This is a genomic window from Pseudomonas peradeniyensis, from assembly GCF_014268935.2.
Lineage (GTDB): Bacteria > Pseudomonadota > Gammaproteobacteria > Pseudomonadales > Pseudomonadaceae > Aquipseudomonas > Aquipseudomonas peradeniyensis.
The window spans coordinates 531,992-554,440 of the sequence record NZ_JABWRJ020000004.1 but is presented as its reverse complement, the minus strand read 5'-3'; the positions used below and the strand labels follow the sequence as shown (position 1 = coordinate 554,440).

Sequence of the window (22,449 nt, the reverse complement as noted above, 5' to 3'; positions counted from 1 at the left end):
GGCCCCAGAGATTGACCCGGTAACTGACCAGCTGCTCGACGCCTACAACGCGATCAGCAGGTCACGGCAGTACGTCGGAATGATGGCCGCGCCGGCGCCGATCACCGCAGGCATGGTCAGCGAGTACCTGGTCCGGCACCCGACCGCCATCGATCGCGACGAGCTCGAGGCCGTGGTGTTCGCCCTGGATGAAGAGTTCCGCGCCAACTGGGCGGAGCAGAACAGTAACGACTGACGCGGCCAGGCCGCAGGAGAGGGATATGCAAAGAAAACGACGTAAGCCGGCGCGCAAAGAGAAAAGAGAGAAAAAGGTTGCGCGCCAGATTGATGCACATGAGGCGATGATAAGCAATATCGTCAAGACCGTTGCTTCATCGCCTCTCTAGTCTCCTTGGCAATAGCAGCAACTTGCTGGGCTGGTCCTTCGAAAACACGCTTCGTTTGAGGGTCTGTGAAGTTGTCGGGTGCTTTCACAGCCTCCATCGCCTTATCGATCAGGGCGTTGTCCTTGCCGGCTAGGATCTGTACGACCCGTGTCAGGGCCAAGAGCGCGGAAAGGGTGCCAAGTGCAAAAGGCGAACTCAGGCCTTCAAGTGGATCAAGCTTGCCATCATCACGCATAGTGACCTCCTAGGTCGTCGTGCCCCAGTCCATGGGCTTTCCGGCAACGGGCCGGGGCGGTTTGTTGGGAGGCACAACGCTACTACGCCCCGGACATGGCCATGTACTGGCTTTCCGTCCAGGGTGGATGGGTGGACAGGGTGGCTTTTGTCGGCGAGCGCCGGCTGGCGCAGATGGTGTTGGTTGCCATGGTCCGAAATGCTAGCATCAAGCCATATACATTCAGCAGGGATGAACAATGTTTGCACTGAGGTTCGTGGTTCTCGCATTCCTCGCGGCGTACAGCGTCAGCATGGGCTCTATTCCAAGTGATGAATTGAACGCCTTCGGTCACCTTGTAGTGTTCTCAGGCCTGGTGACCGTGCCACTTCTTTACATGTTGCCAACCATTGAGGCGAAGCTTCGTGGGCACACAAATATTGCGTCTATCGCCTTGGTGAATTTCTTCCTGGGCTGGACCCTGCTTGGATGGGTCGTCGCGCTGGTGTGGGCGTTCAAGCGACCAGAGACGATACCTGCAAGCACTCCTCCTCAGCCGGTAGGCGATACAGTTGCGCGCCCGGAGGTAAAGGTACAAACCAAGACCTGCCCATTCTGCGCAGAAGACGTCAAGTTTGAGGCAATCAAGTGCAAGCACTGCGGAAGCGAGCTTGCTGCGAGCTGAACAAAACCAATCAAGAACCCGCTTCGGCGGGTTTTTTTGTGCCTGGAGAAAGTGATGGCTCAAGAATCGCGCCTTGCCGTAACCATTGACTCGCGCGGGGCGAAGCGAAATGCGGATGACCTCACTGGATCGCTGCAGCAAATGGAGAGGGCCGGGGATGCTGCGGCAGCGTCCGCTGAAGGGGTATCGGAAAGCCTTTCTGATCAGCGCAAGGCCCTTTCTCAGCTGCTCGGTCAGATCAACCCGTCAGTCGCAGCTCTGGGTCGTCTAGACGAGATGCAGGAAAGGCTCGCCAAGTACAAGAAGGCTGGAATTGTCGAGAGTGATACCTTCGTTGAGTACACCAATCGTATCAACACGATGCGCGACGCACTTGGTGAAACAACCACGAGCATGAATAGGGCCGGCATGTCCGCGAAGGCATACCAGGCTGCGCTGCGTGGAGTGCCAGCGCAGTTCACCGATATTGCTGTGAGCCTCCAGGGCGGCCAAGCACCGCTCACCGTGTTTCTGCAGCAGGGCGGGCAGCTCAAGGATATGTTTGGTGGCGCAATTCCGGCTGCACGCGCTCTGAGCGGATATGTCCTTGGCCTCGTGAATCCGTTCACGGTAGCGGCAGCCGCCGCCGCTACGCTTGGTCTTGCCTACTACAAGGGCTCGGAAGAGTCGGACCGACTAACGGATTCCATTATCAAGAACGGCAATGCGGCCGGCACCAGCTACAACGAACTGGCGGGCCTGGCCGAACAGGTTGCTAGAACGCAATCGACAGTCGGAGCAGCGTCCGAGGTCCTGGAGCAGCTCGCTGCCGCAGGAAATAAGCTGACACCGATGTACGCCCAGATCACGAGGGCTTCCCTCGCATGGTCGAAGCAAACCGGCGCTGACATATCGGATGTGGTCAAGACGTTCAACGATATCGCCAAGAGTCCGGTAGAAGCAGTAAAGAAGCTGGATGAGGAGCTGAATTTCCTCACTGCGACCCAGTACGCGAACATCGCCGCACTGCAGGAGCAAGGAAAGACCATCGACGCCGCAAAAGTGGCGACAGAGGCATATGCCTCAACCCTGACCAGCAGGGCCAGTGAGATGGAGAGCAACCTGGGGTCGCTCGAGAGCGCCTGGGATTCCCTTGCGTCGCGGGCAAAGCGGGCATGGGATGCGATGCTTGATGTCGGTCGCAAGAAAACCCCAGAGCAGGAGCTTGCCGAGGTCTACAAGGAAATCGCTGACGCACAAAAGAGCATTGCCCAGAACGGTGTTGCCGCATCGAGCCTTATGGGGATAAACCCTCAAAGCATGGCGGCGCTCCAAAAGCGTGCCACTGAACTTCAAGGACAGATCGCCAACGCCTCTTGGAAAGCTTGGGAAGGTACGTCGACGCGGATCGTTAACGACGCCGGAAAGAAAGGCGTGGACGTCATCAACTCGACGTTCAAGAGTGCACAAACTCAGACAGAAAAGCTGAGTAAGCAACTGGTTGATCTCGATAAGGCAAGAGCTGATGCATTGAAGTCTGGCGGACTTACTGCCGAAGAAGAGAAAAAGTACGCGGTTGCCCGCAAGAACATCGAGAAGGAAATCGCCGACATCAAGGAGCGGGAGGCGAAGAAGAACGCGCCGAAGAACGTCAATCGCGGCGTGGCCGAGGCTGAGAACACCTTCTCCCGCCTGTACGCGCAGTACGACCCGGCATCCCAGGCCGCCCGCGCCCTGACCAAGGAACAGCAGCAGCTGGACCTGGCCTTTAAGAAGGGCAAGATCAGCCAGGAGGAGTACGGAAAGGCGCTGGCGCAGGCCTCGACGAACTATGCCGCGGCGATCAAAGGCGCCCAGGGCCTGACCCAGGCCGAGCAGTACCGCGCCCAGATGGAGCGCAAGCTGGCCACCGAAAGGATGGAGTACGCCGCCCGGGCCGATGCAGTGGGCATGGGCCAGAAGGAAGCGGCGCGGATGCAGGAACGCCTGCAGCTTGAGCAGGAGACCAACAACCGCATCCTGCAACTGCAGACCGAACTGGCCAACGCCCAGGGGGAGAAGCAGCGGCAGGACCTGCAGGCGCAGATCGACCTGGAGCGCGAGTACCTGGGCAAGCGCATCGCGGCTCAGCAAGAAGGCTGGGCCAAGCTGGACCAGGCTCAATCCAGCTGGAGCGCCGGCGCGCGCGGTGCGTTCCAGGACTACCTGGACAGTGCCCGTGACGTTGCCGGCCAGTCGCGTTCGTTCTTCACCAACGCCTTCAGTTCCATGGAGGACGCGGTGGCGAATTTCGCCATCTCCGGCAAGCTCTCGTTCTCGGACTTCACCAAGTCGATCCTGGCTGACATGGCGCGCATCGCCACTCGTCAGGCCGCCACTGGCATTTTCGCCAGCATTGCTGGCAGCGCGATCGGCGGTTGGTTCGGTGGTGGTGCGAACGGGATGGCCTCTGGAAGCGCGGGCGAAGTCTCGTCCAGGCTCGGCGCTTCTTCGGCCGGATATTCGCCTGAATACGGATTCGCGACTGGTGGCTACACCGGGGACGGCGGCAAGTTCGAGCCGAAGGGCGTTGTCCACGGTGGGGAGTTCGTCGTGCGCAAGGAGGTGGTGAGCCAGCCTGGTATGCGCGACCACCTGGATCGGCTGAACAAGAAGGGGTATGCGTCAGGAGGCATGGTCGGTAGTTCTCAGCAGGCACCTGCCGCCTCGGCGACCTACAACTTTCCGATATCGGTTCAGGTAGACGCCGGCGGCCAGGCTGCAGCGAATGTCCAGTCGGATCAAAGCCCGGAACAAACAGGACGCAATATCCAGGCCGCCACGCAGGCTGAGGTGGAAAAAGCCATCGCGGCCGGCTTGCGATCCGGCGGCGCAATCTGGCGAGCGATTAACAAGAGGTAACCATGGCCATCGAAACCTTCACCTGGTGCGTGCACGCGCAGACATCCGGGACGACGAACTATGCCACCAGGTCGAGCAGGTTCGGCGATGGCTACGAGCAAATCACCGCCGACGGCCTGAACAACGTGTCCGAGGAGTGGAACATCTCCATCAGCGGGCGTGGCGCCATCATTAAGCAGGTCAAGGCGTTTCTTGACCTGCACGCTGGCGCCAAGTCGTTTCTCTGGACGCCTCCTTTGGGAGAGCTGGGCATGTACCTGGGTGGGGCGCCAAGCGTCAGCGGCGGCCAAGGCGACTATTACACCCTGACCGCCACCTTCCGACAGTCCTTCCACCCATGAGGTCATAATGACCCTGATCAAAGACATCCAGCTGCTCCAGCCGGGTAGCGAGGTGCTGCTATTCGAGCTCGACGGCTCGGACTGGGGTGCCGACATCCTGCGCTTCCACGGACATGCGATCCCGCACACGCCCGCAGAGCTGGCAGCGGCCGGCGCGGATGCCGACCAACTGCCGGCAAAATCGATCTGGTGGCAGGGCAACGAGTACGACGCCTGGCCGATGCAGATCGAGGGCATTGAGGCGAACTCGGACGGTACCGCGGTGCGCCCGACGATCTCGGTCGGCAACGTCAACGGCCGTATCACAGCCCTGTGCCTGGCCTTCGACAACCTGCTCGAGTTCAAGCTGACGATCCGGCAGACGCTGAAGCGCTACCTGGACCCGGTGAACTTCCCCGCCGGCAACCCGGAGGCGGACCCTACCCAGGAGAGCACCGAGGTCTGGTACATCGACCAGAAGGTGTCGGAGAACGGCACGGTTGTGTCGTGGGAGCTGGCCAGTCCGGGCGACGTCGGCGGCGAAAGCATCGGCCGGCAGATGACCCAGCTCTGCCACTGGTCCATGACCAACGGATACCGCGGGCCGAACTGCGGCTACACCGGGCCGTACTTCGACTTCGACGGGAACCCCACAGACGACCCGGCCAAGGACCAGTGCAATGGCTGCCTGGACACCGGCTGTGTCGCGCGCTTCGGCCAGGGCAACCAGCTGCCGTTCGGCGGCTTCCCGGCTGTCTCCCTGATCGCCAGGAGCTGATCATGCTGAAACACATCCTCGCTACCGTGCAGAAGCACGCTGCGGCGGAGTACCCGCGCGAGTGCTGCGGGCTGATCCTGGCCGTGGGCCGCAAGCAGGTGTACTTCCCCTGCGCCAACGTGGCCACCGAGCCGACCGAGGAATTCCGCATCGCACCGGAGCAGTACGCCGAGGCGGAAGACCAGGGGCAGGTGATCGGCCTCGTGCACTCGCACCCGGACGCCACCAGCAGGCCTTCGCCGCGCGACCTGGCAATGTGCGAGGCCACGGGGCTGCCGTGGCACATCCTGTCCTGGCCGGAAGGCGACCTGCGCACGATCACGCCCACCGGCGAAACGCCGCTTCTGGGCCGGCCCTTCGTGCACGGTGCCTGGGACTGCTGGCAGGTCTGCGCCGACTGGTACAAACGGGAGTGGGGCCTGGACTTCCCGGCCTACACCCGGGAGGACGGATGGTGGGAGCAGGCCGCCGGGCCGAGCCTGTACGAGCAGGCCTACGAGGCTGCCGGTTTCTACCAGGTCGACCGACCGGCGCGCGGCGACATGATCGTCATGGCCGTGGGCCGGACGGTGCACCCTAACCACGCAGGCATCTATCTGGGCGGCGACCCCAAGCTGCCCGGCGAGCAAGCCGACCTTTACGGCCCCGGCCCGTTCCTGCTGCACCACCTGTACGGCAGGCCGTCCGAGGTGATCATCTACGGCGGCCCATGGCATGACCGCGCCCGCCTGATACTGCGCCACAAGGAGGCCCGATGAGTGCAATCGCCTACAAGCCAATGACGACCATCAAGCTGTCCGGGTCGTTGGCCCAGAAGTTCGGTCGCACCCACTGCCGGCAGCTCGACAGCGGAGACACCTGGGAGGCATTCAAGGCCCTGAAGGCAACGCTGGCCGGGTTCGAAGAGGAGATTCGGCGCCTGGACGGCATGGGCCTGCGTTTCGCGGTATTCCGGAATAGGCAGAACGTCGGCGCTGACCACTTCGAGCGCGGCGGTGTCCGCGAGCTGCGGATCGTTCCAGTGATCAGCGGAAGTAAGCGCGGCGGCATGCTGCAGACCATCATAGGGGTTGTCATGGTGGTTGCCGGCGCTTTCACTGGCCAGGCGTGGGCAATGCAGATGGGGGCGGCCATGGCGCTTGGCGGCGTTATCCAGATGCTCAGTCCGCAGGCAAAGGGGCTGTCACAGAGCGCCGCGCCCGAGAACCTGCCCAGCTACGCCTTCGGCAGCGCGAACAACACAACCGCCAGCGGCAATCCGGTCCCGATCTGCATCGGTGATCGGCGCTGGGGCGGGGCGATCATCTCCGCATCGGTCTACGCCGAAGACAAGGCCTAGCCAAAAACCCTCACAAACAGCGGAAGGACTGGCCTTCCCGCGCCTAATGGGGGTTTCTATGAACGCTTTGTTTCGTTTTGCCTTGAGCCTTGCTCCGCTGCTTTGTCGAGCTGCTTACTATTCAATCAAGCTGTATTTGAGCCTGCATGGCTCTTAAGCAAACCGCCTCCGGGCGGTTTTTTATTGCCCGGAGGAAAGCATGGGCGCAGCACTCCAACCTGTCGTCACCGGCGCCAAGGGCGGCGAGAAGAAGCCAAAGGCCCCATACGAGGCCCCCGACAGCCTTCGGTCAACCAACATCGCCAAGATCCTTCTGGCCGTGGGCGAGGGCGAGTTTGACGGCACCCCAACTGACCGGGATATCTACCTCGACAACACCCCGATCATGGACGTCAGCGGCAACGTGAACTTCCCGGGCGTGAAGTGGGAGTGGCGCCGCGGCACCGTTGAACAGGACTACATCCAGGGCATCCCGGCGATCGAGAGCGAGACGTCGGTCGGTGTGGAGCTGCGCAGTGACCAGCCGTGGACCCGCGCGCTGAGCAACACTCAGCTGTCGGCCGTGCGCCTGCGCTTCTCCTGGCCGCGCCTGCTCCAGCAGAACCCGACCACTGGCGACACCAGCGGCTATACCATCGAGTACGCCATCGACATCGCAACCGACGGTGGCGCCTTCGTCGAGGCGCACCGCAACGCCGTCAGCGGGAAGACCAGCGGCGGCTATCAGCGGTCCGTGCGCGTCGACCTGCCCGCCGCCACATCTGGCTGGGTGATCCGCGCCCGCCGCCTCACACCGAACGCCAACACCGGCACCATCGCCGACACAATGACGATCGCGGCCTACACCGAGATCATCGACCAGAAGCTGCGGTACCCGAACACTGCGCTGCTCTACATCGAGTTCGACGCCGAGCAGTTCCAGAACATCCCGTCGGTGACCGTGAAGTGCAAGGCCCGGCGCTGGCCGGTGCCGACCAATTACGACCCGATCACCCGCACCTATAGCGGCACCTGGGACGGCACCTTCAAGCAGGCCTGGACCAACAACCCGGCCTTCATCACCTATGGCCTGTGCGTCGAGGACCGGTTCGGCCTGGGCAAGCGCATCAAACCCTGGATGGTCGACAAGTGGGAGATGTACCGCATCGCCCAGTACTGCGACCAACTGGTGCCTGACGGGGTAGGGGGGCAAGAGCCGCGGTTCCTGTGCGACATGAACCTGCAGGGCAAGGCCGAGGCCTGGACGCTGCTTCGCGACCTGTCGGCCATCTACCGTGGCATGGTGTACTGGGCGCAGGGCGCGCTGTTCATGCAGGCCGACATGCCCAGGGCGCAGGACTTTGACTACGTGTTCACCCGGGCGAACGTCATCGACGGGGAGTTTACCTATGGCGGCGCTGAGCGCAGCACGCACTACAGCCGCGCCCTGGTCAGCTACGACAACCCAGGCAACAACTACGACACGGACGTGATCCCGGTCACCGACCTGGCCCTGCAGCGCCGGTACCAGGATCGGCCCATCGAGATCTCGGCTATCGGTTGCACCAGGGCCAGCGAGGCCCAGCGCCGCGGCAAGTGGGCGCTGCTGAGCAACAACCAGGACCGCACCGTCACCTTCAAGACCGGCATGGAGGGGCGCATTCCGCTGCCTGGCCATGTCATCCCGCTGGCTGATGAACTGCTGTCTGGTCGGCCCAATGGCGGTCGGATCTCTGCGGCGGCCGGCAAGGTCGTGACCCTGGACCGTGACACGCAGATCAAGGCCGGCGACCGGCTGATCATCAACCTGCCCAACGGCAGCGCCCAGGGCCGCACGGTGCAGTCTGTGGCTGGCCGCGCCGTGACTGTGACCACGGCCTACAGTTTGCAGCCAGAGCCCGAGCTTCAGTGGGCGATCGATGCCGACGACCTGGCCATCCAGCTGTTCCGGGTGCTGAAGACCTCGCGCACCGCCGAGGGCGAGTATGAGATCACCGGCCTGGAGTTCAACCCAAGCAAGTTCGCCGCGATCGACACCGGCGCCAAGCTCGAGGAACGGCCGATCAGCGTCATCCCGATAACGACCGTGCCGCCGCCGGCGAGCGTCACCCTGACGTCCGACTACGCGATTGCCCAGGGGCTGGCCGTCAGCACGATGACGATCAGCTGGCCAGCCGTGGAAGGGGCGGTGGCGTACGACGTCGAGTGGCGCAAGGACAGCGGCAACTGGATCCGCCTGCAGCGTGCCGGCACTGCTTCTGTCGACGTGGTCGGGATCTACGCCGGCCAGTATCTGGCGCGCGTGCGCGCGGTCAGCGCCTTCGATATCACGTCGACCTGGCGCAGCTCTGTGCTCACCGACCTGAAAGGGAAGGAGGGTACGCCGCCAGCGGTGACATTCCTCACGGCGACCAGCGAGATCTTCGCGATTCGTCTGAAGTGGGGGCTGCCGCCAGGCGCAGAGGACACCCAGCGCACGGAGATCTGGAGCAACGCGATCAACGACCTGAGCAGTGCCACCAAGCTTGCCGACCTGGCCTACCCGCAGTCGGAACACGTGATGTCTGGCCTAGCCGCCGGCGCAGCGTTCTTCTTCTGGGCGCGTCTGGTCGATCGGACCGGAAACATTGGGCCGTTCTTCCCGGTGCCGCCGACGGCTGTGCAGGGCATTGCCCAGACCGACCCTGGCCCCATCCTCGACATGATCTCCGGCGAGATCGACGAGTCGATGCTCGGCGAGGATCTGAAGAACAAGATCGACGGGCTGCAGGACCAGATCGACGCCCTGGACGGACTTAAGGCCTACGACAAGGACGAGCCCTACGAGGAAGGACAGATGGTCGTGGTCGACGGCCGGATCTACCAGGCGGTGCACGATGTACCGGCCGACCCGAGCGGCGCCAATGCCCCGCCAAACGTCGCGTTCTGGATCGACGTTGGGCAGTCGGTAGAGGCAGCCAACGGCCTGGCCCAGCAGGTCCAGACCAACACCACCAAGATCGAGGAAGTCGACGGCAAGGTCACGTCCACGGCTGAAAGCGTGCAGGTCCTGCGCGCATCTGCTCGCGATGACGACCCTGACGGCGATCTGGCTGGCGCCCTGAAGCTCTGGGACTCGACCGCAGCGATCGCCCGCGAGCAGCTCGTGCGGGCCACCGAGACAGATGCTTTGGCGCGAAGCTCGGAAACGCTCGAGGCCAAGGTCGGTGAGACCAATGCAGCAGTGCAGACGGTCAGCCAGGCCCAGGCGAACTTCGAAGGCAAGGCCAGCGCCATGTGGGCTGTAAAGCTGCAGCTTAACGCCCAAGGGCAGTATGTGGCGGCGAGCGTTGGCCTCGGCATCGAGAACGGACCTGGCGGTCTGCAAAGTCAGTTCCTGGTGTCTGCCGATCGGTTCGCAGTGGTGAACAACATCAACGGTACGCTCACTTCGCCGTTCACGGTGCAGGGCGGCCAGGTGTTCATCAGTCAGGCGCTGATCGGCACCGGCTGGATCACGAACGCAATGATCGGCGACACCATCCAGTCGAACGACTTCATTACCGGCCAGCGCGGTTGGCGCATCCAGAAGAGCGGGGCAATCGAGATCAACGGTACAGGTGCCAGTGGCGAACGACTGACGATCACGAACAGTTCGGTGAACACCTACTACGCGAATGGCCAAGTCGCCACGAAGATGGGTATCAATATCTGATAGGTAACTTAGATGGCGACTGGCTTTCTAGCATATCGCGAAGACGGCACTCTCATGGTCGATATGACCGTGAACTTCAGCCAGATGCAGGGCAGCTTTGTTACTGGCTCGGCAAACGGAAGTGGCACGATGGCGTCGCTTCCGCCTGGCAAGACACGGTTCTACATGATCACCTCCCTGGTGGATAGAAACGCCTGGCTCGGTAAAAGGCCGGGAGTTTCTATCTCAGGAAATGTGATGTCCTGGGTGTACTCCTACAACACAAACAACTGGGGCTTTTTCTCTGCGAACTGCAGGATCTACTACGGCTACTACTAGGTGGACTAGATGGCTACAGGATTCCAAGCGTTCAAGGAAGATGGAACGCAATTCATCGATACTAGCCTTATGTGCTACGGGCTCACCAAGAGCGCATATCTAACGTTCTACGCGTACTGGCCTCGTTACACGCTTAAGTCTATTCAACTTGATCCTGACAATGGTGCTAACTATAACCAGGGCACTCCAATAGAACCGATCTACGGTATCACTCTGCCCAACTGGCGTTCGCCCATTGCGTTTCTAGTAGGAGACGGAAGCCCTTGCGGGGAGGCCATTGTAAATGGGGAGAAGACTCTCCTCTTTGTTGGCGCTAGCGCTTCAACAAAGTGCTACGTCTTTGACTTGATGTATGACGCCCCGCTGGCAGCTGGATTCAAATGCTATCGAGAGAGTGATGGTGAACTGACGTTCAATTCAGGACAGCCGCCGCTGAACATTCTTACAGCCATTCAGCCGCCGGGGAATGGCAGCGGGCCGGGCGGGGACTTTTATTACACAGCATATGCCGGAGGATACAACAGCATCGGCGGCATTGTTATGAAGTCCTATGTGGATGTCCCAATAGCCGCCGGAGAGCATGCCGCTTACATCAACTTCACTAGAAGCGCTGGGTGTAACGGGTCTGCCTCTGGCATGGGTGGATTCGAGTATGACTCTCAAGAAGGTGCGTTCGGATACTCTGGCGGCGTGCGTTTCATGTTCACGATTGCCGCAGGCGCCCGTCAGATGATCGTGGGTAGTTACCCATACAACTACTGGCGACAGATACCAGCACTCAAGCCAACAGCACTTGTAATTTCAACTTCGAAGTATCCATTTCCGTTCAATTAGAGGTGTTTTCCGATGCCATGGTACAGACAAGGCACGGTGGCGGTCACGAATGGCCAGACCACGGTGACCGGAACCGGCACAAGTTTCGCTGCAAACGGTCGCGTCGGTGACGCGTTCCAGGGCCCGGATGGCCAGTGGTACGAAGTGACCAACATCGCGAGCCCGACGGTCATGAGCATCCTCCCGGCGTATCTCGGGGCCACTGCAGCCTCAGGTTCGTACGGCCTGGCCCCGATGCAGGGCTACGTGAAGGAATCGGCGGATCGCCTGCGGCAGCTTGCCGAACAATTCGGTAGCACGTTGGCGCTCCTGGGAAACCCAACCGACGTTGCAGCCCTTCGCGCCAACATCGGCGCGGCGGCGCGCGGTGCGAACAGCGACATCACGTCGATTACCGGCCTGACTACCGCCCTCAGCATCGCCCAGGGCGGTACGGGCGCGAAGACAACGGCGGATGCCAGAACCTCCCTCGGCGCGACCGTCACAGGTTCCGGTCTCTTCACTGCTCCAACGCCTTCTTCGGCTCGAACAACTTTGGGGCTCAAGACGGCCGCTGTTGCGGATATCGTCGGCACCGTAAGCCAGGCCGGCGGAGTGCCGACAGGGGCGATCATCGAGCGCGGCAGCAATGCGAACGGCGAATACACCCGTTATGCAGATGGCACGCAGGAGTGCTGGTTCATGGCCTCTGACACTACAGCTATCAACGCGGCCCTTGGATCGGGGTTCCGTTCCGGTGGCTTCATATGGACGTTTCCGATCGCGTTCTCTGCGCTGCCTCGGTGCGTTGCCACACCTTTCCTCACGTCGTGTACGGGCGCCGCTATCAACGCATCGAGCGCTGCATCCTGCGCATACGTGTACACCGCGCCGGCGGTCCAGGCCTCCAGCTCAATGAGTGTTTACCTGTTCGCCAAGGGGAGGTGGTTCTGATGATCATCAAGCTTTCACCTGTGCGCTCCGATGCGCCGCTCGCGGTGTTCCGCCTGGGCGACATGCTGACGATCAACAACGTCGCGCTGGACTTCGCACGGCTGCCTGAGGGCGCCTCGATCCCTGCATCTGCGGTGGTCAGTCCTTTCATGCACGACCCAATCGAGCGCCACGACGGCAAGCTGATCGTCACGCTGCGCTTGCCGCACGCTGCTGATGCGCCGGAGTCGGCCAGATTCCCGGTCGATATCGTTGATCCTGCCGAAGGTGCAGTGCAACTGCCAGGGCAGGAGGTGAGGGAGGCAGAGCCGGCGGCTACAGGCGTCATCGACTGGAGCCAGGTCATCACAGCAGAGCAGAAGGCTGCAAACCTGCTCGAGCAGCAGCGTTTAGAAGCAGTGGGTGAGATTGCGCGCCGCCGTGCGCAGGCTGACCAAGCTATCACCCCGCTGCAGGATGCCGTCGATCTGGACAAAGCAACGGAGAGCGAGGCCGCGCTACTGAAAGACTGGAAGCTCTATCGCGTTGCGCTGAACCGGTTGCCTGGCCAGCCTGGCTATCCCGAGGAGATCGACTGGCCCGCGCCGCCGGCCTGATCCGCCCAAAACCCACCGACCGCCGACTGGCGGTATTTTTTTGCCTGGAGAAAACCCATGCGTACATCGCAACGCGGCTTGAGCCTCATCAAGTCGTTCGAAGGTCTGCGTCTGCAGGCCTATCAGGATGCCGTCGGCGTCTGGACCATCGGCTACGGCACCACTCGGGGCGTGAAGGTTGGCATGTCGATCAGCAAGGAGCAGGCCGAGCGGATGCTGCTGAACGACGTGCAGCGCTTCGAGCCAGAGGTGCAGCGACTGGTGACGGCGCCGTTGAACCAGAACCAGTGGGACGCCTTGATCAGCTTCACCTACAACCTTGGCGCGGCGAACCTGGAGTCGTCGACGCTGCGGCGCCTGCTCAATGCCGGGGAGTATGCCGCCGCCGCTGAGCAGTTCCCGCGGTGGAACAAGGCGGGAGGCAAAGTTCTGCCGGGCCTGGTCCGCCGCCGCGCCGCTGAGCGTGATCTGTTCCTGGGGGCTGCGTGAGCGGCTGGGGCGTTCGTGTGATCGCGCTGCTGGCTGTGGTCGGGTCGTACTGGCTCGTCTACCAGCACGGGAGATCAGTGGAGCGCGCCGAGGCTGCCACAGCATCAGCACAGCGGGACAGCGGCGATCTCCTGGCCGAGGTGCTGGGCGAGCGCGGGGCGCGTCAGGAAGAACAACGCCGCGCCGCGGCACATGAAGAGGTGAGGGCGCATGCTCGGGAACAACGGAAGATCGCTGAAGGTTCTGCTGCTGGGGCTGATGCTGCTGGCCAGCGGCTGCACGACGAAGCTGGCAAACTCGCTGCCACCGTCGGTTGCCCCGGCCAGGATCCCGCCGTTGCCGCTCGAAGCGAGGCAGCCCGCCGCTCCGCCATGGTGCTCTCCGACCTGCTCGCACGGGCTGATGCTCGAGCGGGAGAACTGGCGGCAGCGTATGACCGAGCCCGAGTAGCTGGCCTGGCCTGCGAGGCGTCGTATAATTCCTTGGTCAAGCCACCAGGATAGAGCCGTGAAGCGAACCATAGAGGGAATGGTAGAAGCGGGTGAGCCGCTGATTAGCGAGGCTATTGAAGCATTGCGCCTCTATCACAATGCCCAGGCCGCCGGTGTTCCGCCAGAAGAGGTTGAGCGCCTTCGGATCATTGCTGAATCAGCGTTTCAGGCTGTGACTGATTACCAGCTCTACGCGTTAGGGCACCAGCCTTTGGTCCGTCACTGAGGCGCCGGACGGTAGTGGCCTGACCCTCCAGGTGAATGGTCAAATACTGTATCGATATACAGTATTGGTGTCGCATGTACTTCCTCCTTGTTCGCCGCCGAGAGCGCGGCGTTGCCATTCCCAACGACAAGCTCGCCAAGATCAAGCCGCTGCGCGCAGATGTGCACATCGAGTACGGCCACAGCAAGGTGCTCGGGCGCCCGTGCATTGAGGCCTGGGTGTTCAACCCGACGCCGAGCGGCGACATCATCCCGCGCCTTCACGATGCCTGCGTCAACGGCATGGCCCAGATGGGCATGAACATCACCGGCTTCGAAGAGGTCGACGGCGTGTTGTACTCGCAGTCGTGGTGGTGCCGTGTTGAGTAGCCTGGCCGGGATACCGCAGCCGTGGCTTGATGAGCTGGGCGACCAGTCGGCCCTGGTCACAAATCCAGATGGGCGCGCCGCGGTTCTGAACGAAATGGCCTATGCGGCCAGCCGCCGACGAGAGGTCGATGCCGGCGTGCTTTCCGACATGCTGGAGCTTGCCGAGGCGGCCAGGACCTGGGCGCTACTCGAGCACGAAGAGGCCTGGGCAATCGGCCTGCTCAGGTATGAATCTGCAGAGGAGTGGGAGAGGGACGAGCCAGGACGGATCGTGGTCGGCAGGACGCCGGAGGAGGGGTGAAAATCAGTTCCGCAACCAAAATCAAGCCCCTTGCACAGCTAGGGCTGTAGGAGTCCTCGTGAATGAGCAGTGCGGAACTGATTATCTTGTAAGCTGTTGTTTTTAAATGGTTAACTTGCGGTCTTGAAAACCGTCGATGGGCAACTATCCTAGAGTTCGAATCTCTACGCTTCCGCCACATTCAAAGCCCTGATTTTTCAGGGCTTTTTGCGTTTTTAGGGCATAGTAAAACCACCCATGGGAACGCCCTTGGGAATGGTTTGTTGTGGAAGCGCTTCCGAAACTTTCCCTATTTGGTGGGTTTCGCCAGGGCTCCAACTCGGCGATATACCCGCTCTGTGATGTCGCCCTTGGTGTGACCTAGCAGCAGACTGGCGTGGTCGACATCGGTTATTTCCGAGGCTGCTTTCGGGCGAATGTCGCGGAACTGGAATTGGCTGATACGGCCGGCCAGCGCCTGGTCACCAGTTGCAACTGCTTCCTTCACAGCTTCTTCCCTAGCATCGTCCCATCGATGGCGCAACATCGGTGCCGTGACACGTTTGCCGTTATCAGTGAGCAGTAGATATGGTGAGCAATGCGGAGCATTGCGCTCCAGGATCTTTCTTATCAGCGCGCCCAAGCTGCTCTCTACTCCGTCCACCTCAAGCATGATTCGCAGCTTCTTTTGGGTCTTCTTCTGCTTTACGCCGAGGGCTTTGTCCTCGATGTCGTCCCTCCTCATCACCAGCACGTCCGCCGGACGCTGGCCCGTCAAATACGCCAAATCCATGGCATCCTTCAGTTCACCCACCGCTTTCGCGTAAACCGCGTTCCAGATCGCATCGTTAGCGTAGAAGTCTCGCGGCACCTCCTTGTTCTTGCGCACGCCCTGGCACGGATTCTCGTTGGTTGTGAGCCCCCATTCCCGGGCTATGTTGAAGATGTGCGATAGGGTGGCGATCTCGCGATTCGCCCTTACTGGGGCGGTCCTGGCATCGCGATACTTCGCCACATGCGCAGGGGTGATGCCGTCGATTGGGGCCTTCTCGAAGTAGTTTCGCAACTGGCGTATCTCGGCCAGGTTGTCCTTCTGTGTGCGTGGCGCCTTCTTCGGGATGATGTCGCGCTCGTAGCGGTCGAAGATGGCGCCCATGGTGACCAGGTCTTTGGGTTTCTCCTTCGCCTCTAGCTCTGCCCACTTCAGTCGGGCCAGGCTCAGGTCGGTGCCCAACGTTATCTCTTTGCCCGACTTGTCCCGGTAGTAGTAGCTAATCCATTCCTTGTCGGGATTTTTCTTGCTCTTACTGGTCCGCTTTCGTCGGTACACACCCGGGGGCAAGTCCCTGTTTTCTGTCTTCCTAGGACGCATTTCACCTCACCTTCGAAATGTCAGGTGTCCACGCAGGGACTACAGGTGGTGGTGACGCCGTTGGCATTACTCCAAGGCTCACGCCCAGCTTCATGCGGACGTAATGGCGACCAACCAGTGGGCGCCCGCTTCGGGTCTCAACGAATACCCAACCTCGTTCTTCTAGCCAGCGGCGCTGATAGCCTCTGGCCTTGTAGCCGGTAAGGTCGGCCAGCTCTTCGTCCGAAAGGATCTCGGTTTCCATGATGGTCTCTTTGGATATGCAGCCCCGTTACCCGCACCAATCGGGGTAAAGGGGGGTATAGTGGGGAGCGAGTCGGCATTCGTCCGGCTCATCGAAGGGGTAAGAACATGTACGAATCCGCGACGCATCAGGCGCATTTGCACCTGAAGCAAAAGATTGAACAGTTCTTGTCCAAAGGCGGGGAAATTCAGAATGTCCCCTCAGGTGTCAGCGGCTTTAACCGAAGCTTACCTAAGGCCCACTGGGCCAAAGGGCAGTCAGTAAAATCGTGATCATGATGCTTAGAGCCGTCTTCAAAAGGCGGCTTTCTAGCGTGCAGTGAAAACTCGGGGCGAATAGCTCAACGCCGCTTCAAGGAAGGCGATGAGCCACGACCAGTAAAGGATCATGCAGCTAGAACAGGCGCCGCCTGCAACTGTCAGTGCGATTTATTCGCGTGTTGCGGCGTATTGGTGGCATCCCGGCGCAAGGCCAGAAGGAGCATCACCGATGGATCGCGAACCTACCAATCGAGAAGTGGCAGCTGAGATTGGCATTACTGAAGCAGAAGTGGAGCGCTACCGTAGCGATACGTTCCGTCTCGATGATGGTTCCTGGTTGATTCACTTCGGCTTCTTGATGCCGAAGGAGCTTCGCCAAGGACTCACTGGGAGCTTCACCTTTATCCTGAAAGCCGATCGGAAACCGGGCGATTTGAGGCGTCCCGACTGGTGAGGCTGTGTAAGTGCAGCGTGACAGCAGTTGGAGGCGAGGGTAAGGCAGTCGATGCATGGAACAGACTCGGTAAAGGCAGAGTCCACCGTAATGAGCCGTTGAAGCTGATAGCTCATCCATTCCACCACTTAGGTGAGCTACATGCCCAGCGCAAAGGAAGGCCGTTATCAGGCCTATAAGTTATTAAGGGAGCTTGATGCTCAAATTGCCGCCACGATGAACCAGGTGGCCTACGGTCGAATGAGCGGGGTCGACTGGGAGAAAACGTGCAAAACCCACCGAATTGCCTTTGATGAGTGGATTAAATTCGCTGACCTGCAGACCGGCGAAGAGAACGACTCAGCTCCGAACAACCCCGACGATATGTGACTGATCGACGGCTATCGGCACCGTAGCTCGATATCTCGGGGTTTAGGTGCCAAATCCGCCAGGAACCACCAGTCTTTGGCCACTGGTCGCATTTAAGCGAAACGGATATCTATCTCTCTGATTACCGCGCCTACTGAGGTATCAGAGGAGATCGATATGAGATGTCGCGGTGAGAAATTCTGGACGTGGGCAGATCCAGCGCTTCACCTCCGCCATCATGAGGAAACTCTTGATGACGGGAGGAGTATCGACGTGCAAGCCCGACTCTCGCGGACAGGCGAAACGCAGCTCTTCATCGGGGTGTACGCCAAAAGCGGGGACCGAATCATAGAGGAGACGTATAGCTCCAGGCCGAATGAAACGATGAGTCGGGCCTTGCTCTGGGGAGTGCTCCGGGCGAAGACGTTCGTGGCTGGCGGGTGGAGGTAGATTTACTCTCTGCATACGAGTTTGCTGTAGGCATGGGGGCCCTCACACTGGCACCTCCTTCAATTGAACCTTGATTGGCCCATTCCTCGGGCAGCCGGACACGACACCGTCCAACTCGTTGATCTCTTGGCGCGTAAGATTCCGCCATTTGGCGATGACATAGTCGCCCTTAAGTACACCAATTGGCTCGCCCCGACAGGTTGAACCGTAGCTATAGCCGTTGTCCCGCAGCCAGTTCTGTGCGGCATAGAGGGCCTGGAATGTGCCTTCTTGATCAAACGTCTTGGAGAAGGCAAACGGTTTTTCTGTGGTCATGGTTGTACCTCGCCGCCATATCGCGGCACTGAATGGAGGGGAGAGGGGTTACAGCAGGGCGGGGTTACGATTTCAGCGCCAGGCCCTTCACGGCCTCGCTGTAGATGAATTTGATCTGGTCCCACGGGATGGTGTGGCGTTGCGCATATTCGCCTTGGCCATCGCAGATCTCGCAGCCATCTGCTGGCTCGTCCAGCTCGAGGCATTCGGGACATTCGCGGGTCACTTCCAGCTTGAACTCACCAAGCAACAGGGCTTTGGCGCCGTTCTCGGCTGTGAGTCGCCTGGGCATCAGGCAGTAGCCGTCGGGTATTGATACAGCCGGCTCCCCCTGGTGCTGCTGGGTTGGCTGAGCCAGGATGGCACGCAGTTTGTCCTGCGCATGTCGCTGATCGGTGTGTTGCTCGGTCAGGTTCTTGTAGCCATGGGTCTTGAAGCCAACGGCGAATTTGATGATGTCGCGCGGCACGCTGACCATCTCTGTGTTGCTGGATCGGTTTTCTGTGGGCATGGGGATACCTCAAGCGGAATAGGCTAGAGTCAATTGGCCACTACAAGGAGGGCTTTTCGATGGCTTGTTTCGTTTGTAGAGAGGAAGCAGAAGCTATTTCGCCAACAGGCGGCGACTATGAAGAGCGGAACTGTGGAGGATGCGGCAGGTATCGCATGTCGCGTTCGCTGCTGGCTGAGATTGAGGCTCAGAATATGCGGTTCGATGTTCAGGCTGCGCGCCGATGGATAGAGGTGAACCGAGTCACAAATCCTGTTCCGACAATGTCCTCATTCGATGCCAAGCAACACCACTTGCTGCATTCGTAGCTTGTGTCACGCGGCCCTGCTAGCCGATTCTGGGATGTAGTCAGCCCACCCAATAACGGGCATCTTTGTTTTTGGGCTGATGATCGTTCGCCCATTTTCGTCGAGGAGGGCTGCCTTTGATCGAATGCGCAGGTCGCGGCAGGCGCCCGATCGCTTGGCCAGTTCGATGAACTGCTGGGCGTGCTGCGGGGTGTCGTACAGGGCAGCTGAGCTGCTTGACCCTCTCGCCGGTCATGATCGCCTCAACGTTGCGCTGCACCGCCTCTTGCCACTCAGCGAGCGCCAGGTCCAGGGGGGGACAGCCAGCCTTACCGCTGGGCTTGGTGGTCTTGGTTTTCTTTCGGGCATCGGCAAGCGCTGCTGCGGCAGTCATGCCGAACACTGCGAACGTACTCATTGAAAACTCCTGCGTGCGCATTGGTGATGGCAGAATGTCGCCATCATTTGGCGTAAGGGGATGCTATGGAGGCTTGGCTCGCTGGTTTGTTGGGGGCATTGGTAGGAGCTGCAGGCTCGTTTGGCGGGATCTGGATCCAGAGCCGGTACCAGCACCAAAGAGAAATGGCGAAGATGGTTATGGAGTCTGCGACTAAGGATCGCGACCATCTGCTCGAAATGGCGCGTAAGAATGGTGGAGGGGGGCCTTTGCCGCCAGTGGTGCTGTTCGTTCACTACCATGGCGAAATGTTCAAGCTGATGGGGAAAGGGAAACTGAACCATAAGCGCCTGAAGAAGCTGCACGAAGAGAACTCGGAAATGTGGCGCTTGATACGTGAGCTTGACGAAAAGCGTCGCGCCGCCGGTCTTTGACTTTGGCACGTGGAAGGCGCTGGCGGGCAGCGCCGTAGGGTCAGTAGTCGGAGTGGCTGTAGCGCACGTCGAAGGTGTCGATCTCCTCGAAGTCGATCTTCACGCCGCCGGTGTACAAGTTCAGCAGCAGCGCCTCGATACCGTAGGTCGCCCCCAGGAACAGGCTCTTCTTGGGGTTGAACTCGTTGATGGTTAGGTCGAAGCACTCTCCGTCACCGCGGAACATCATCTTGGTCGAGCAAGACCATTTGTCTTTGCCCTCCTCAGCATCCGCATACAGCTGCCAGTATCCGTCGCAAATTCCCTCTGATTTTTCAATGATGATGGTCGGGCACTCCTCGCCTCGACTGTCGGACATGCCCTCGAAGGCCTTGGTGATCTGCCTGACCAGCTCAGTCAGTGTCATGCGATCAGGCATAGGCTTGAGCATTGCTGCGAGCTTTTCCTCGATCGATTGTTTCACTGCCTGGTTTTGCATGTCTTGCAGGTAACCGGACACGGTCTTCAGCACCAGGTCGCCATATCGACCGACATCCCGTACATCCGTCGGCATCACGCCGGTCAGCTTCTCTTCAAGCAGCTTCTTAAACGGTGAGTGGTAGCTGAACTGCTCTTCGATGGCGCGCTGAACTGTTGACGCCACGTTCTTCTCGATGATCGGTTGCAGCTTTTCCGGGCTCAGTGCAGCGGCTACCGACTCGGCTACGATCCCTTCGATGTTGATGTCGAGTTGCATGGTGTATCTCCTAGTTATGCGAAGCCCTCCGTGCCGGTGGTGACATGGTGGCATTTTGGTTTGGGATGGGGTATCAAGGGTGACCGGCACGGGGCCGGATCACAGAATGGAGCTTGTGATGTCACTTCAGAATGCGAAGCGTGTTGCTGATCTAAATGAAAAAATCAGCCAGGTGGGAGAGGCGTTATCGGAAAAACATGATGGTATTCGTCAAGCCATTACAGATGAAACTATGGCTGAATTCATCAGTTATCTAAGCGATAACGGTTTTGCAGTTTCTGACACCGTTCTTGGAAAAAAAGCTACATACAAAGATCTTACCCTGGAATTAAGGGCCGCCAAGACTGCGTACGTCGGTTGTTATCATAGCTTTGACTTGCTGGTTAATGGGAAGGAGATCTTTGTTCGCGTACACGCAGACCTTGGAGAAGATGCGCCAAGAGCTATAACTGCAGGTACCGAAGTTGAGCGACTGGAAGCTGAGCTTCAGCGAATCGAGAAGATCCTCGCTGACCTTTCGCTTGAATCTTACGTCTTTGCATTCGGACCTAAACCAAAGCCCGGCAAGAAGGTTGAAACTGTTCAGAAGAACACAATTACAGAGGTCGTAGACCATCTAACTGCATAGGGTGGACCTCTATTTTTCGCTGAGTGCTGGAGTATCATCCAGATGCTTGGCCTGTTGGTCACCCTGCGGCGCTATTTCAATCGACTTGCGGTAAAGCACACCGATGTAGTCTTGGCAAAAGACGCTGAGATAAATGGTCATTGGTGCGAGTATGTCGCATACGGCGTCGACCACCTGACGCACGCGGATCTGCTTGAGATTCTTCTAGCTGATCAGAGCTTGCTGGCCGCTGGGGTCGATGTTCACCACAGCAGCGTGGTTGGCCGACACCAGGGCCCGGCATGTGCTCTCCAGGCGTGCCCGCATGTTGTGGGTTTTTCGCCTGCTCATGGTTTATCCAGCTGTGTGCGTTAGGCCGCTGCCTCCAGAGAAATTTTGTATTGCCCACTCTGGATCGCAGAAGGGACGAATGTTGGCTACACTCAACGCACCGAGTGGTGTTCTGCCCCGTTCACGCGCTCGGCATTAGCCCGCTTCGGCGGGCTTTTTCTTGTTCTCCTGAACGGCTGAGCTCAATTCATGGCGCAACTACTACCGATTACGTCTTACTCGCCGCCCCGACCTCCATCGCATCAACGAAGCGCAGGGCCGTGCGGTAGCTGAAGGCGAAGCCCTGAACTGCGCCGGTGGCGATCTCGACAACATCCCAGGTGCCCCCATGGCCTGAGGCCTGGTAGCGGGGACTTCCTTTTTCAGCCTTTGCGCGGGCTTCGTCCCGAACCGCCTGACTGCGTTCGAGCAGTGCCGCGAGCACGGCGAGTTTCGCCTTGAAGGCGGGATGCATTTCTGTTTGCATGGAGCGTTCCTCGTGGGGAATCAGGCGTGGTATTCGAAGGCTTCGGCCTTGCGCACGATGCGAATCTGAGCAGTGCGCCGCTCTGGCGCCCTCCGGTCGCGGCGCAGTGGATCGCTATCATCAATGACCGCATGCATAGCTATCAGGCCGGCGAGGGCGATACACAGCGGGCTGATGATCTGGCGGCGCATGGCTTCGGCCACCGCAGCTGCTCGACGCGCTACGCCGAGCTTGAACATGGCGTTCTCGATGCGGTTGGCAGCTGTGCCGGGGGTGATCTGCATCTGTTGGGCGATCTGCTTGGCGGTCATGCCTTGGGCGACGCCGAGCAGCGCCTCTAGCTCACGGGGAGCCAGCCCTTTGCCAAGGTGGCCTGTCCATGTGCCGCAGGTGATCGTTTCCATGAG

Annotated in this window: 34 protein-coding genes; 23 read left to right on the top strand and 11 right to left on the bottom strand. The window is 60.0% G+C overall.

Features of this window, described 5'->3' with window-relative positions; genetic code table 11:
* Positions 1-79: 79 nt before the first annotated feature.
* Complete coding sequence (locus HU751_RS22915; protein ID WP_202892794.1) at positions 80-235, top strand: hypothetical protein; 156 nt, start codon at positions 80-82, stop codon at positions 233-235.
* Between the two features lie 122 nt (positions 236-357).
* On the opposite strand, the gene HU751_RS22910 is transcribed toward HU751_RS22915, so the two are convergent.
* On the bottom strand, positions 358-621 hold the full coding sequence (locus HU751_RS22910) for a hypothetical protein (RefSeq protein ID WP_028688995.1): 264 nt from the start codon (positions 619-621) through the stop codon (positions 358-360).
* 238 nt (positions 622-859) lie between these two features.
* Between HU751_RS22910 and HU751_RS22905 the strand changes: the two genes are divergently transcribed.
* The 16 genes from HU751_RS22905 (at position 860) to HU751_RS22830 (ending at position 14,831) form a co-directional block, all read left to right on the top strand.
* A complete protein-coding gene (locus HU751_RS22905; RefSeq protein WP_202892795.1) occupies positions 860-1,285 on the top strand; it encodes a superinfection immunity protein in 426 nt (141 codons plus the stop codon).
* Between the two features lie 54 nt (positions 1,286-1,339).
* Complete coding sequence (locus HU751_RS22900; RefSeq protein WP_186733606.1) at positions 1,340-4,165, top strand: phage tail tape measure protein; 2,826 nt, start codon at positions 1,340-1,342, stop codon at positions 4,163-4,165.
* A gap of 2 nt (positions 4,166-4,167) precedes the next feature.
* Positions 4,168-4,506, top strand: coding sequence for a phage tail protein (locus tag HU751_RS22895; RefSeq protein ID WP_186733607.1), 339 nt, complete (start codon positions 4,168-4,170; stop codon positions 4,504-4,506).
* Positions 4,507-4,513: 7 nt separating this feature from the next.
* A complete protein-coding gene (locus tag HU751_RS22890; RefSeq protein ID WP_186733608.1) occupies positions 4,514-5,263 on the top strand; it encodes a phage minor tail protein L in 750 nt (249 codons plus the stop codon).
* Positions 5,264-5,265: 2 nt separating this feature from the next.
* Positions 5,266-6,021, top strand: a complete 756-nt coding sequence (locus tag HU751_RS22885) for a C40 family peptidase (RefSeq protein WP_186733609.1) — start codon at positions 5,266-5,268, stop codon at positions 6,019-6,021.
* Positions 6,018-6,602 carry a tail assembly protein gene (locus HU751_RS22880; RefSeq protein ID WP_186733610.1) on the top strand — a complete coding sequence of 195 codons (585 nt, stop codon included), beginning with the start codon at positions 6,018-6,020 and terminating at the stop codon, positions 6,600-6,602. The genes HU751_RS22885 and HU751_RS22880 overlap by 4 nt, the downstream gene beginning before the upstream one ends.
* Before the next feature lie 199 nt (positions 6,603-6,801).
* Complete coding sequence (locus tag HU751_RS22875; RefSeq protein WP_186733611.1) at positions 6,802-10,275, top strand: TipJ family phage tail tip protein; 3,474 nt, start codon at positions 6,802-6,804, stop codon at positions 10,273-10,275.
* A gap of 12 nt (positions 10,276-10,287) precedes the next feature.
* Entirely contained in the window at positions 10,288-10,593 is a 306-nt protein-coding gene (locus HU751_RS22870; RefSeq protein ID WP_028688986.1) for a hypothetical protein, read from the top strand.
* 9 nt (positions 10,594-10,602) lie between these two features.
* On the top strand, positions 10,603-11,427 hold the full coding sequence (locus HU751_RS22865; RefSeq protein ID WP_186733612.1) for a hypothetical protein: 825 nt from the start codon (positions 10,603-10,605) through the stop codon (positions 11,425-11,427).
* A 12-nt stretch (positions 11,428-11,439) separates the two neighbouring features.
* A complete protein-coding gene (locus HU751_RS22860) occupies positions 11,440-12,360 on the top strand; it encodes a phage tail protein (protein ID WP_186733613.1) in 921 nt (306 codons plus the stop codon).
* Positions 12,360-12,956 (top strand): tail fiber assembly protein, encoded by a 597-nt coding sequence (locus HU751_RS22855; RefSeq protein ID WP_275967725.1) that lies wholly within the window; start codon positions 12,360-12,362, stop codon positions 12,954-12,956. Before HU751_RS22860 ends, HU751_RS22855 begins: the two co-directional genes overlap by 1 nt.
* Positions 12,957-13,013: 57 nt before the next feature.
* Complete coding sequence (locus HU751_RS22850) at positions 13,014-13,445, top strand: lysozyme (RefSeq protein ID WP_186733614.1); 432 nt, start codon at positions 13,014-13,016, stop codon at positions 13,443-13,445.
* A 210-nt stretch (positions 13,446-13,655) separates the two neighbouring features.
* Positions 13,656-13,895, top strand: a complete 240-nt coding sequence (locus tag HU751_RS27420; protein WP_496197681.1) for a hypothetical protein — start codon at positions 13,656-13,658, stop codon at positions 13,893-13,895.
* 78 nt (positions 13,896-13,973) lie between these two features.
* A complete protein-coding gene (locus HU751_RS22840; RefSeq protein WP_186733691.1) occupies positions 13,974-14,162 on the top strand; it encodes a hypothetical protein in 189 nt (62 codons plus the stop codon).
* Between the two features lie 74 nt (positions 14,163-14,236).
* The gene (locus HU751_RS22835; protein WP_186733616.1) at positions 14,237-14,530 is read left to right on the top strand and encodes a hypothetical protein; all 294 of its coding nucleotides are present in this window, start codon (positions 14,237-14,239) and stop codon (positions 14,528-14,530) included.
* Entirely contained in the window at positions 14,523-14,831 is a 309-nt protein-coding gene (locus tag HU751_RS22830) for a hypothetical protein (protein WP_225933374.1), read from the top strand. Before HU751_RS22835 ends, HU751_RS22830 begins: the two co-directional genes overlap by 8 nt.
* 289 nt (positions 14,832-15,120) lie before the next feature.
* Here the strand turns inward: HU751_RS22830 and HU751_RS22825 are convergent, their stop codons facing one another.
* Entirely contained in the window at positions 15,121-16,182 is a 1,062-nt protein-coding gene (locus HU751_RS22825) for a tyrosine-type recombinase/integrase (RefSeq protein ID WP_186733617.1), read from the bottom strand.
* A 1-nt stretch (position 16,183) separates the two neighbouring features.
* Positions 16,184-16,426, bottom strand: a complete 243-nt coding sequence (locus tag HU751_RS22820) for a DUF4224 domain-containing protein (protein ID WP_186733618.1) — start codon at positions 16,424-16,426, stop codon at positions 16,184-16,186.
* Positions 16,427-16,533: 107 nt separating this feature from the next.
* Between HU751_RS22820 and HU751_RS27135 the strand changes: the two genes are divergently transcribed.
* The 4 genes from HU751_RS27135 to HU751_RS26925 all read left to right on the top strand — a co-directional run bounded on the left by HU751_RS27135 (position 16,534) and on the right by HU751_RS26925 (position 17,938).
* The gene (locus HU751_RS27135) at positions 16,534-16,698 is read left to right on the top strand and encodes a hypothetical protein (protein ID WP_155952720.1); all 165 of its coding nucleotides are present in this window, start codon (positions 16,534-16,536) and stop codon (positions 16,696-16,698) included.
* 217 nt (positions 16,699-16,915) lie between these two features.
* Positions 16,916-17,140, top strand: a complete 225-nt coding sequence (locus HU751_RS22815; RefSeq protein ID WP_186733619.1) for a hypothetical protein — start codon at positions 16,916-16,918, stop codon at positions 17,138-17,140.
* 141 nt (positions 17,141-17,281) lie between these two features.
* The gene (locus HU751_RS22810) at positions 17,282-17,509 is read left to right on the top strand and encodes a hypothetical protein (protein WP_186733620.1); all 228 of its coding nucleotides are present in this window, start codon (positions 17,282-17,284) and stop codon (positions 17,507-17,509) included.
* A gap of 156 nt (positions 17,510-17,665) precedes the next feature.
* Positions 17,666-17,938: a hypothetical protein gene (locus tag HU751_RS26925; RefSeq protein WP_225933373.1), complete on the top strand. Its 273-nt coding sequence runs from the start codon at positions 17,666-17,668 to the stop codon at positions 17,936-17,938.
* A 42-nt stretch (positions 17,939-17,980) separates the two neighbouring features.
* On the opposite strand, the gene HU751_RS22805 is transcribed toward HU751_RS26925, so the two are convergent.
* The 3 genes from HU751_RS22805 to HU751_RS22795 all read right to left on the bottom strand — a co-directional run bounded on the left by HU751_RS22805 (position 17,981) and on the right by HU751_RS22795 (position 19,469).
* Complete coding sequence (locus HU751_RS22805; RefSeq protein WP_186733621.1) at positions 17,981-18,253, bottom strand: hypothetical protein; 273 nt, start codon at positions 18,251-18,253, stop codon at positions 17,981-17,983.
* A gap of 64 nt (positions 18,254-18,317) precedes the next feature.
* Entirely contained in the window at positions 18,318-18,764 is a 447-nt protein-coding gene (locus tag HU751_RS22800; RefSeq protein WP_186733622.1) for a hypothetical protein, read from the bottom strand.
* A 348-nt stretch (positions 18,765-19,112) separates the two neighbouring features.
* Positions 19,113-19,469, bottom strand: a complete 357-nt coding sequence (locus tag HU751_RS22795) for a hypothetical protein (RefSeq protein WP_225933372.1) — start codon at positions 19,467-19,469, stop codon at positions 19,113-19,115.
* A gap of 65 nt (positions 19,470-19,534) precedes the next feature.
* Here HU751_RS22795 and HU751_RS22790 point away from each other — a divergent pair, with 65 nt between their 5' ends.
* Entirely contained in the window at positions 19,535-19,882 is a 348-nt protein-coding gene (locus tag HU751_RS22790) for a hypothetical protein (protein WP_186733623.1), read from the top strand.
* Between the two features lie 40 nt (positions 19,883-19,922).
* Here the strand turns inward: HU751_RS22790 and HU751_RS22785 are convergent, their stop codons facing one another.
* A complete protein-coding gene (locus HU751_RS22785) occupies positions 19,923-20,618 on the bottom strand; it encodes a hypothetical protein (protein ID WP_186733624.1) in 696 nt (231 codons plus the stop codon).
* Between the two features lie 118 nt (positions 20,619-20,736).
* On the opposite strand from HU751_RS22785, the gene HU751_RS22780 reads away from it, so the two are divergent.
* Positions 20,737-21,246, top strand: a complete 510-nt coding sequence (locus HU751_RS22780) for a hypothetical protein (protein WP_186733625.1) — start codon at positions 20,737-20,739, stop codon at positions 21,244-21,246.
* A 9-nt stretch (positions 21,247-21,255) separates the two neighbouring features.
* On the opposite strand, the gene HU751_RS26920 is transcribed toward HU751_RS22780, so the two are convergent.
* From HU751_RS26920 to HU751_RS22765, 4 genes are all read right to left on the bottom strand, one after another.
* Complete coding sequence (locus tag HU751_RS26920; RefSeq protein ID WP_225933371.1) at positions 21,256-21,429, bottom strand: hypothetical protein; 174 nt, start codon at positions 21,427-21,429, stop codon at positions 21,256-21,258.
* A 21-nt stretch (positions 21,430-21,450) separates the two neighbouring features.
* On the bottom strand, positions 21,451-21,576 hold the full coding sequence (locus HU751_RS27060) for a hypothetical protein (RefSeq protein WP_264082624.1): 126 nt from the start codon (positions 21,574-21,576) through the stop codon (positions 21,451-21,453).
* A gap of 208 nt (positions 21,577-21,784) precedes the next feature.
* Positions 21,785-22,042 (bottom strand): hypothetical protein, encoded by a 258-nt coding sequence (locus HU751_RS22770; protein ID WP_186733626.1) that lies wholly within the window; start codon positions 22,040-22,042, stop codon positions 21,785-21,787.
* A 20-nt stretch (positions 22,043-22,062) separates the two neighbouring features.
* A complete protein-coding gene (locus HU751_RS22765; protein ID WP_186733627.1) occupies positions 22,063-22,446 on the bottom strand; it encodes a helix-turn-helix domain-containing protein in 384 nt (127 codons plus the stop codon).
* Positions 22,447-22,449 lie beyond the last annotated feature (3 nt).

What these genes read in the sequence shown, in the direction of transcription:
- HU751_RS22860 (WP_186733613.1), top strand. Translation starts at nt 11,440, where the DNA reads ATGCCATGGTACAGACAAGGCACGGTGGCGGTCACGAATGGCCAGACC.
- HU751_RS22850 (WP_186733614.1), top strand. Translation starts at nt 13,014, where the DNA reads ATGCGTACATCGCAACGCGGCTTGAGCCTCATCAAGTCGTTCGAAGGT.
- HU751_RS22870 (WP_028688986.1), top strand. Translation starts at nt 10,288, where the DNA reads ATGGCGACTGGCTTTCTAGCATATCGCGAAGACGGCACTCTCATGGTC.
- HU751_RS22770 (WP_186733626.1), bottom strand. Translation starts at nt 22,042, where the DNA reads ATGCAAACAGAAATGCATCCCGCCTTCAAGGCGAAACTCGCCGTGCTC.
- HU751_RS22840 (WP_186733691.1), top strand. Translation starts at nt 13,974, where the DNA reads ATGGTAGAAGCGGGTGAGCCGCTGATTAGCGAGGCTATTGAAGCATTG.
- HU751_RS27420 (WP_496197681.1), top strand. Translation starts at nt 13,656, where the DNA reads ATGCTCGGGAACAACGGAAGATCGCTGAAGGTTCTGCTGCTGGGGCTG.
- HU751_RS22765 (WP_186733627.1), bottom strand. Translation starts at nt 22,446, where the DNA reads ATGGAAACGATCACCTGCGGCACATGGACAGGCCACCTTGGCAAAGGG.
- HU751_RS22800 (WP_186733622.1), bottom strand. Translation starts at nt 18,764, where the DNA reads ATGCCCACAGAAAACCGATCCAGCAACACAGAGATGGTCAGCGTGCCG.
- HU751_RS22905 (WP_202892795.1), top strand. Translation starts at nt 860, where the DNA reads ATGTTTGCACTGAGGTTCGTGGTTCTCGCATTCCTCGCGGCGTACAGC.
- HU751_RS22790 (WP_186733623.1), top strand. Translation starts at nt 19,535, where the DNA reads ATGGAGGCTTGGCTCGCTGGTTTGTTGGGGGCATTGGTAGGAGCTGCA.
- HU751_RS22910 (WP_028688995.1), bottom strand. Translation starts at nt 621, where the DNA reads ATGCGTGATGATGGCAAGCTTGATCCACTTGAAGGCCTGAGTTCGCCT.
- HU751_RS22895 (WP_186733607.1), top strand. Translation starts at nt 4,168, where the DNA reads ATGGCCATCGAAACCTTCACCTGGTGCGTGCACGCGCAGACATCCGGG.
- HU751_RS22810 (WP_186733620.1), top strand. Translation starts at nt 17,282, where the DNA reads ATGCCCAGCGCAAAGGAAGGCCGTTATCAGGCCTATAAGTTATTAAGG.
- HU751_RS22915 (WP_202892794.1), top strand. Translation starts at nt 80, where the DNA reads ATGATGGCCGCGCCGGCGCCGATCACCGCAGGCATGGTCAGCGAGTAC.
- HU751_RS22805 (WP_186733621.1), bottom strand. Translation starts at nt 18,253, where the DNA reads ATGACCACAGAAAAACCGTTTGCCTTCTCCAAGACGTTTGATCAAGAA.
- HU751_RS27135 (WP_155952720.1), top strand. Translation starts at nt 16,534, where the DNA reads ATGTACGAATCCGCGACGCATCAGGCGCATTTGCACCTGAAGCAAAAG.
- HU751_RS22890 (WP_186733608.1), top strand. Translation starts at nt 4,514, where the DNA reads ATGACCCTGATCAAAGACATCCAGCTGCTCCAGCCGGGTAGCGAGGTG.
- HU751_RS22835 (WP_186733616.1), top strand. Translation starts at nt 14,237, where the DNA reads ATGTACTTCCTCCTTGTTCGCCGCCGAGAGCGCGGCGTTGCCATTCCC.
- HU751_RS22825 (WP_186733617.1), bottom strand. Translation starts at nt 16,182, where the DNA reads ATGCGTCCTAGGAAGACAGAAAACAGGGACTTGCCCCCGGGTGTGTAC.
- HU751_RS22795 (WP_225933372.1), bottom strand. Translation starts at nt 19,469, where the DNA reads ATGAGTACGTTCGCAGTGTTCGGCATGACTGCCGCAGCAGCGCTTGCC.
- HU751_RS27060 (WP_264082624.1), bottom strand. Translation starts at nt 21,576, where the DNA reads ATGAGCAGGCGAAAAACCCACAACATGCGGGCACGCCTGGAGAGCACA.
- HU751_RS22900 (WP_186733606.1), top strand. Translation starts at nt 1,340, where the DNA reads ATGGCTCAAGAATCGCGCCTTGCCGTAACCATTGACTCGCGCGGGGCG.
- HU751_RS22785 (WP_186733624.1), bottom strand. Translation starts at nt 20,618, where the DNA reads ATGCAACTCGACATCAACATCGAAGGGATCGTAGCCGAGTCGGTAGCC.
- HU751_RS22865 (WP_186733612.1), top strand. Translation starts at nt 10,603, where the DNA reads ATGGCTACAGGATTCCAAGCGTTCAAGGAAGATGGAACGCAATTCATC.
- HU751_RS22880 (WP_186733610.1), top strand. Translation starts at nt 6,018, where the DNA reads ATGAGTGCAATCGCCTACAAGCCAATGACGACCATCAAGCTGTCCGGG.
- HU751_RS26925 (WP_225933373.1), top strand. Translation starts at nt 17,666, where the DNA reads ATGAGATGTCGCGGTGAGAAATTCTGGACGTGGGCAGATCCAGCGCTT.
- HU751_RS22820 (WP_186733618.1), bottom strand. Translation starts at nt 16,426, where the DNA reads ATGGAAACCGAGATCCTTTCGGACGAAGAGCTGGCCGACCTTACCGGC.
- HU751_RS22875 (WP_186733611.1), top strand. Translation starts at nt 6,802, where the DNA reads ATGGGCGCAGCACTCCAACCTGTCGTCACCGGCGCCAAGGGCGGCGAG.
- HU751_RS22780 (WP_186733625.1), top strand. Translation starts at nt 20,737, where the DNA reads ATGTCACTTCAGAATGCGAAGCGTGTTGCTGATCTAAATGAAAAAATC.
- HU751_RS22815 (WP_186733619.1), top strand. Translation starts at nt 16,916, where the DNA reads ATGGATCGCGAACCTACCAATCGAGAAGTGGCAGCTGAGATTGGCATT.
- HU751_RS22855 (WP_275967725.1), top strand. Translation starts at nt 12,360, where the DNA reads ATGATCATCAAGCTTTCACCTGTGCGCTCCGATGCGCCGCTCGCGGTG.
- HU751_RS22885 (WP_186733609.1), top strand. Translation starts at nt 5,266, where the DNA reads ATGCTGAAACACATCCTCGCTACCGTGCAGAAGCACGCTGCGGCGGAG.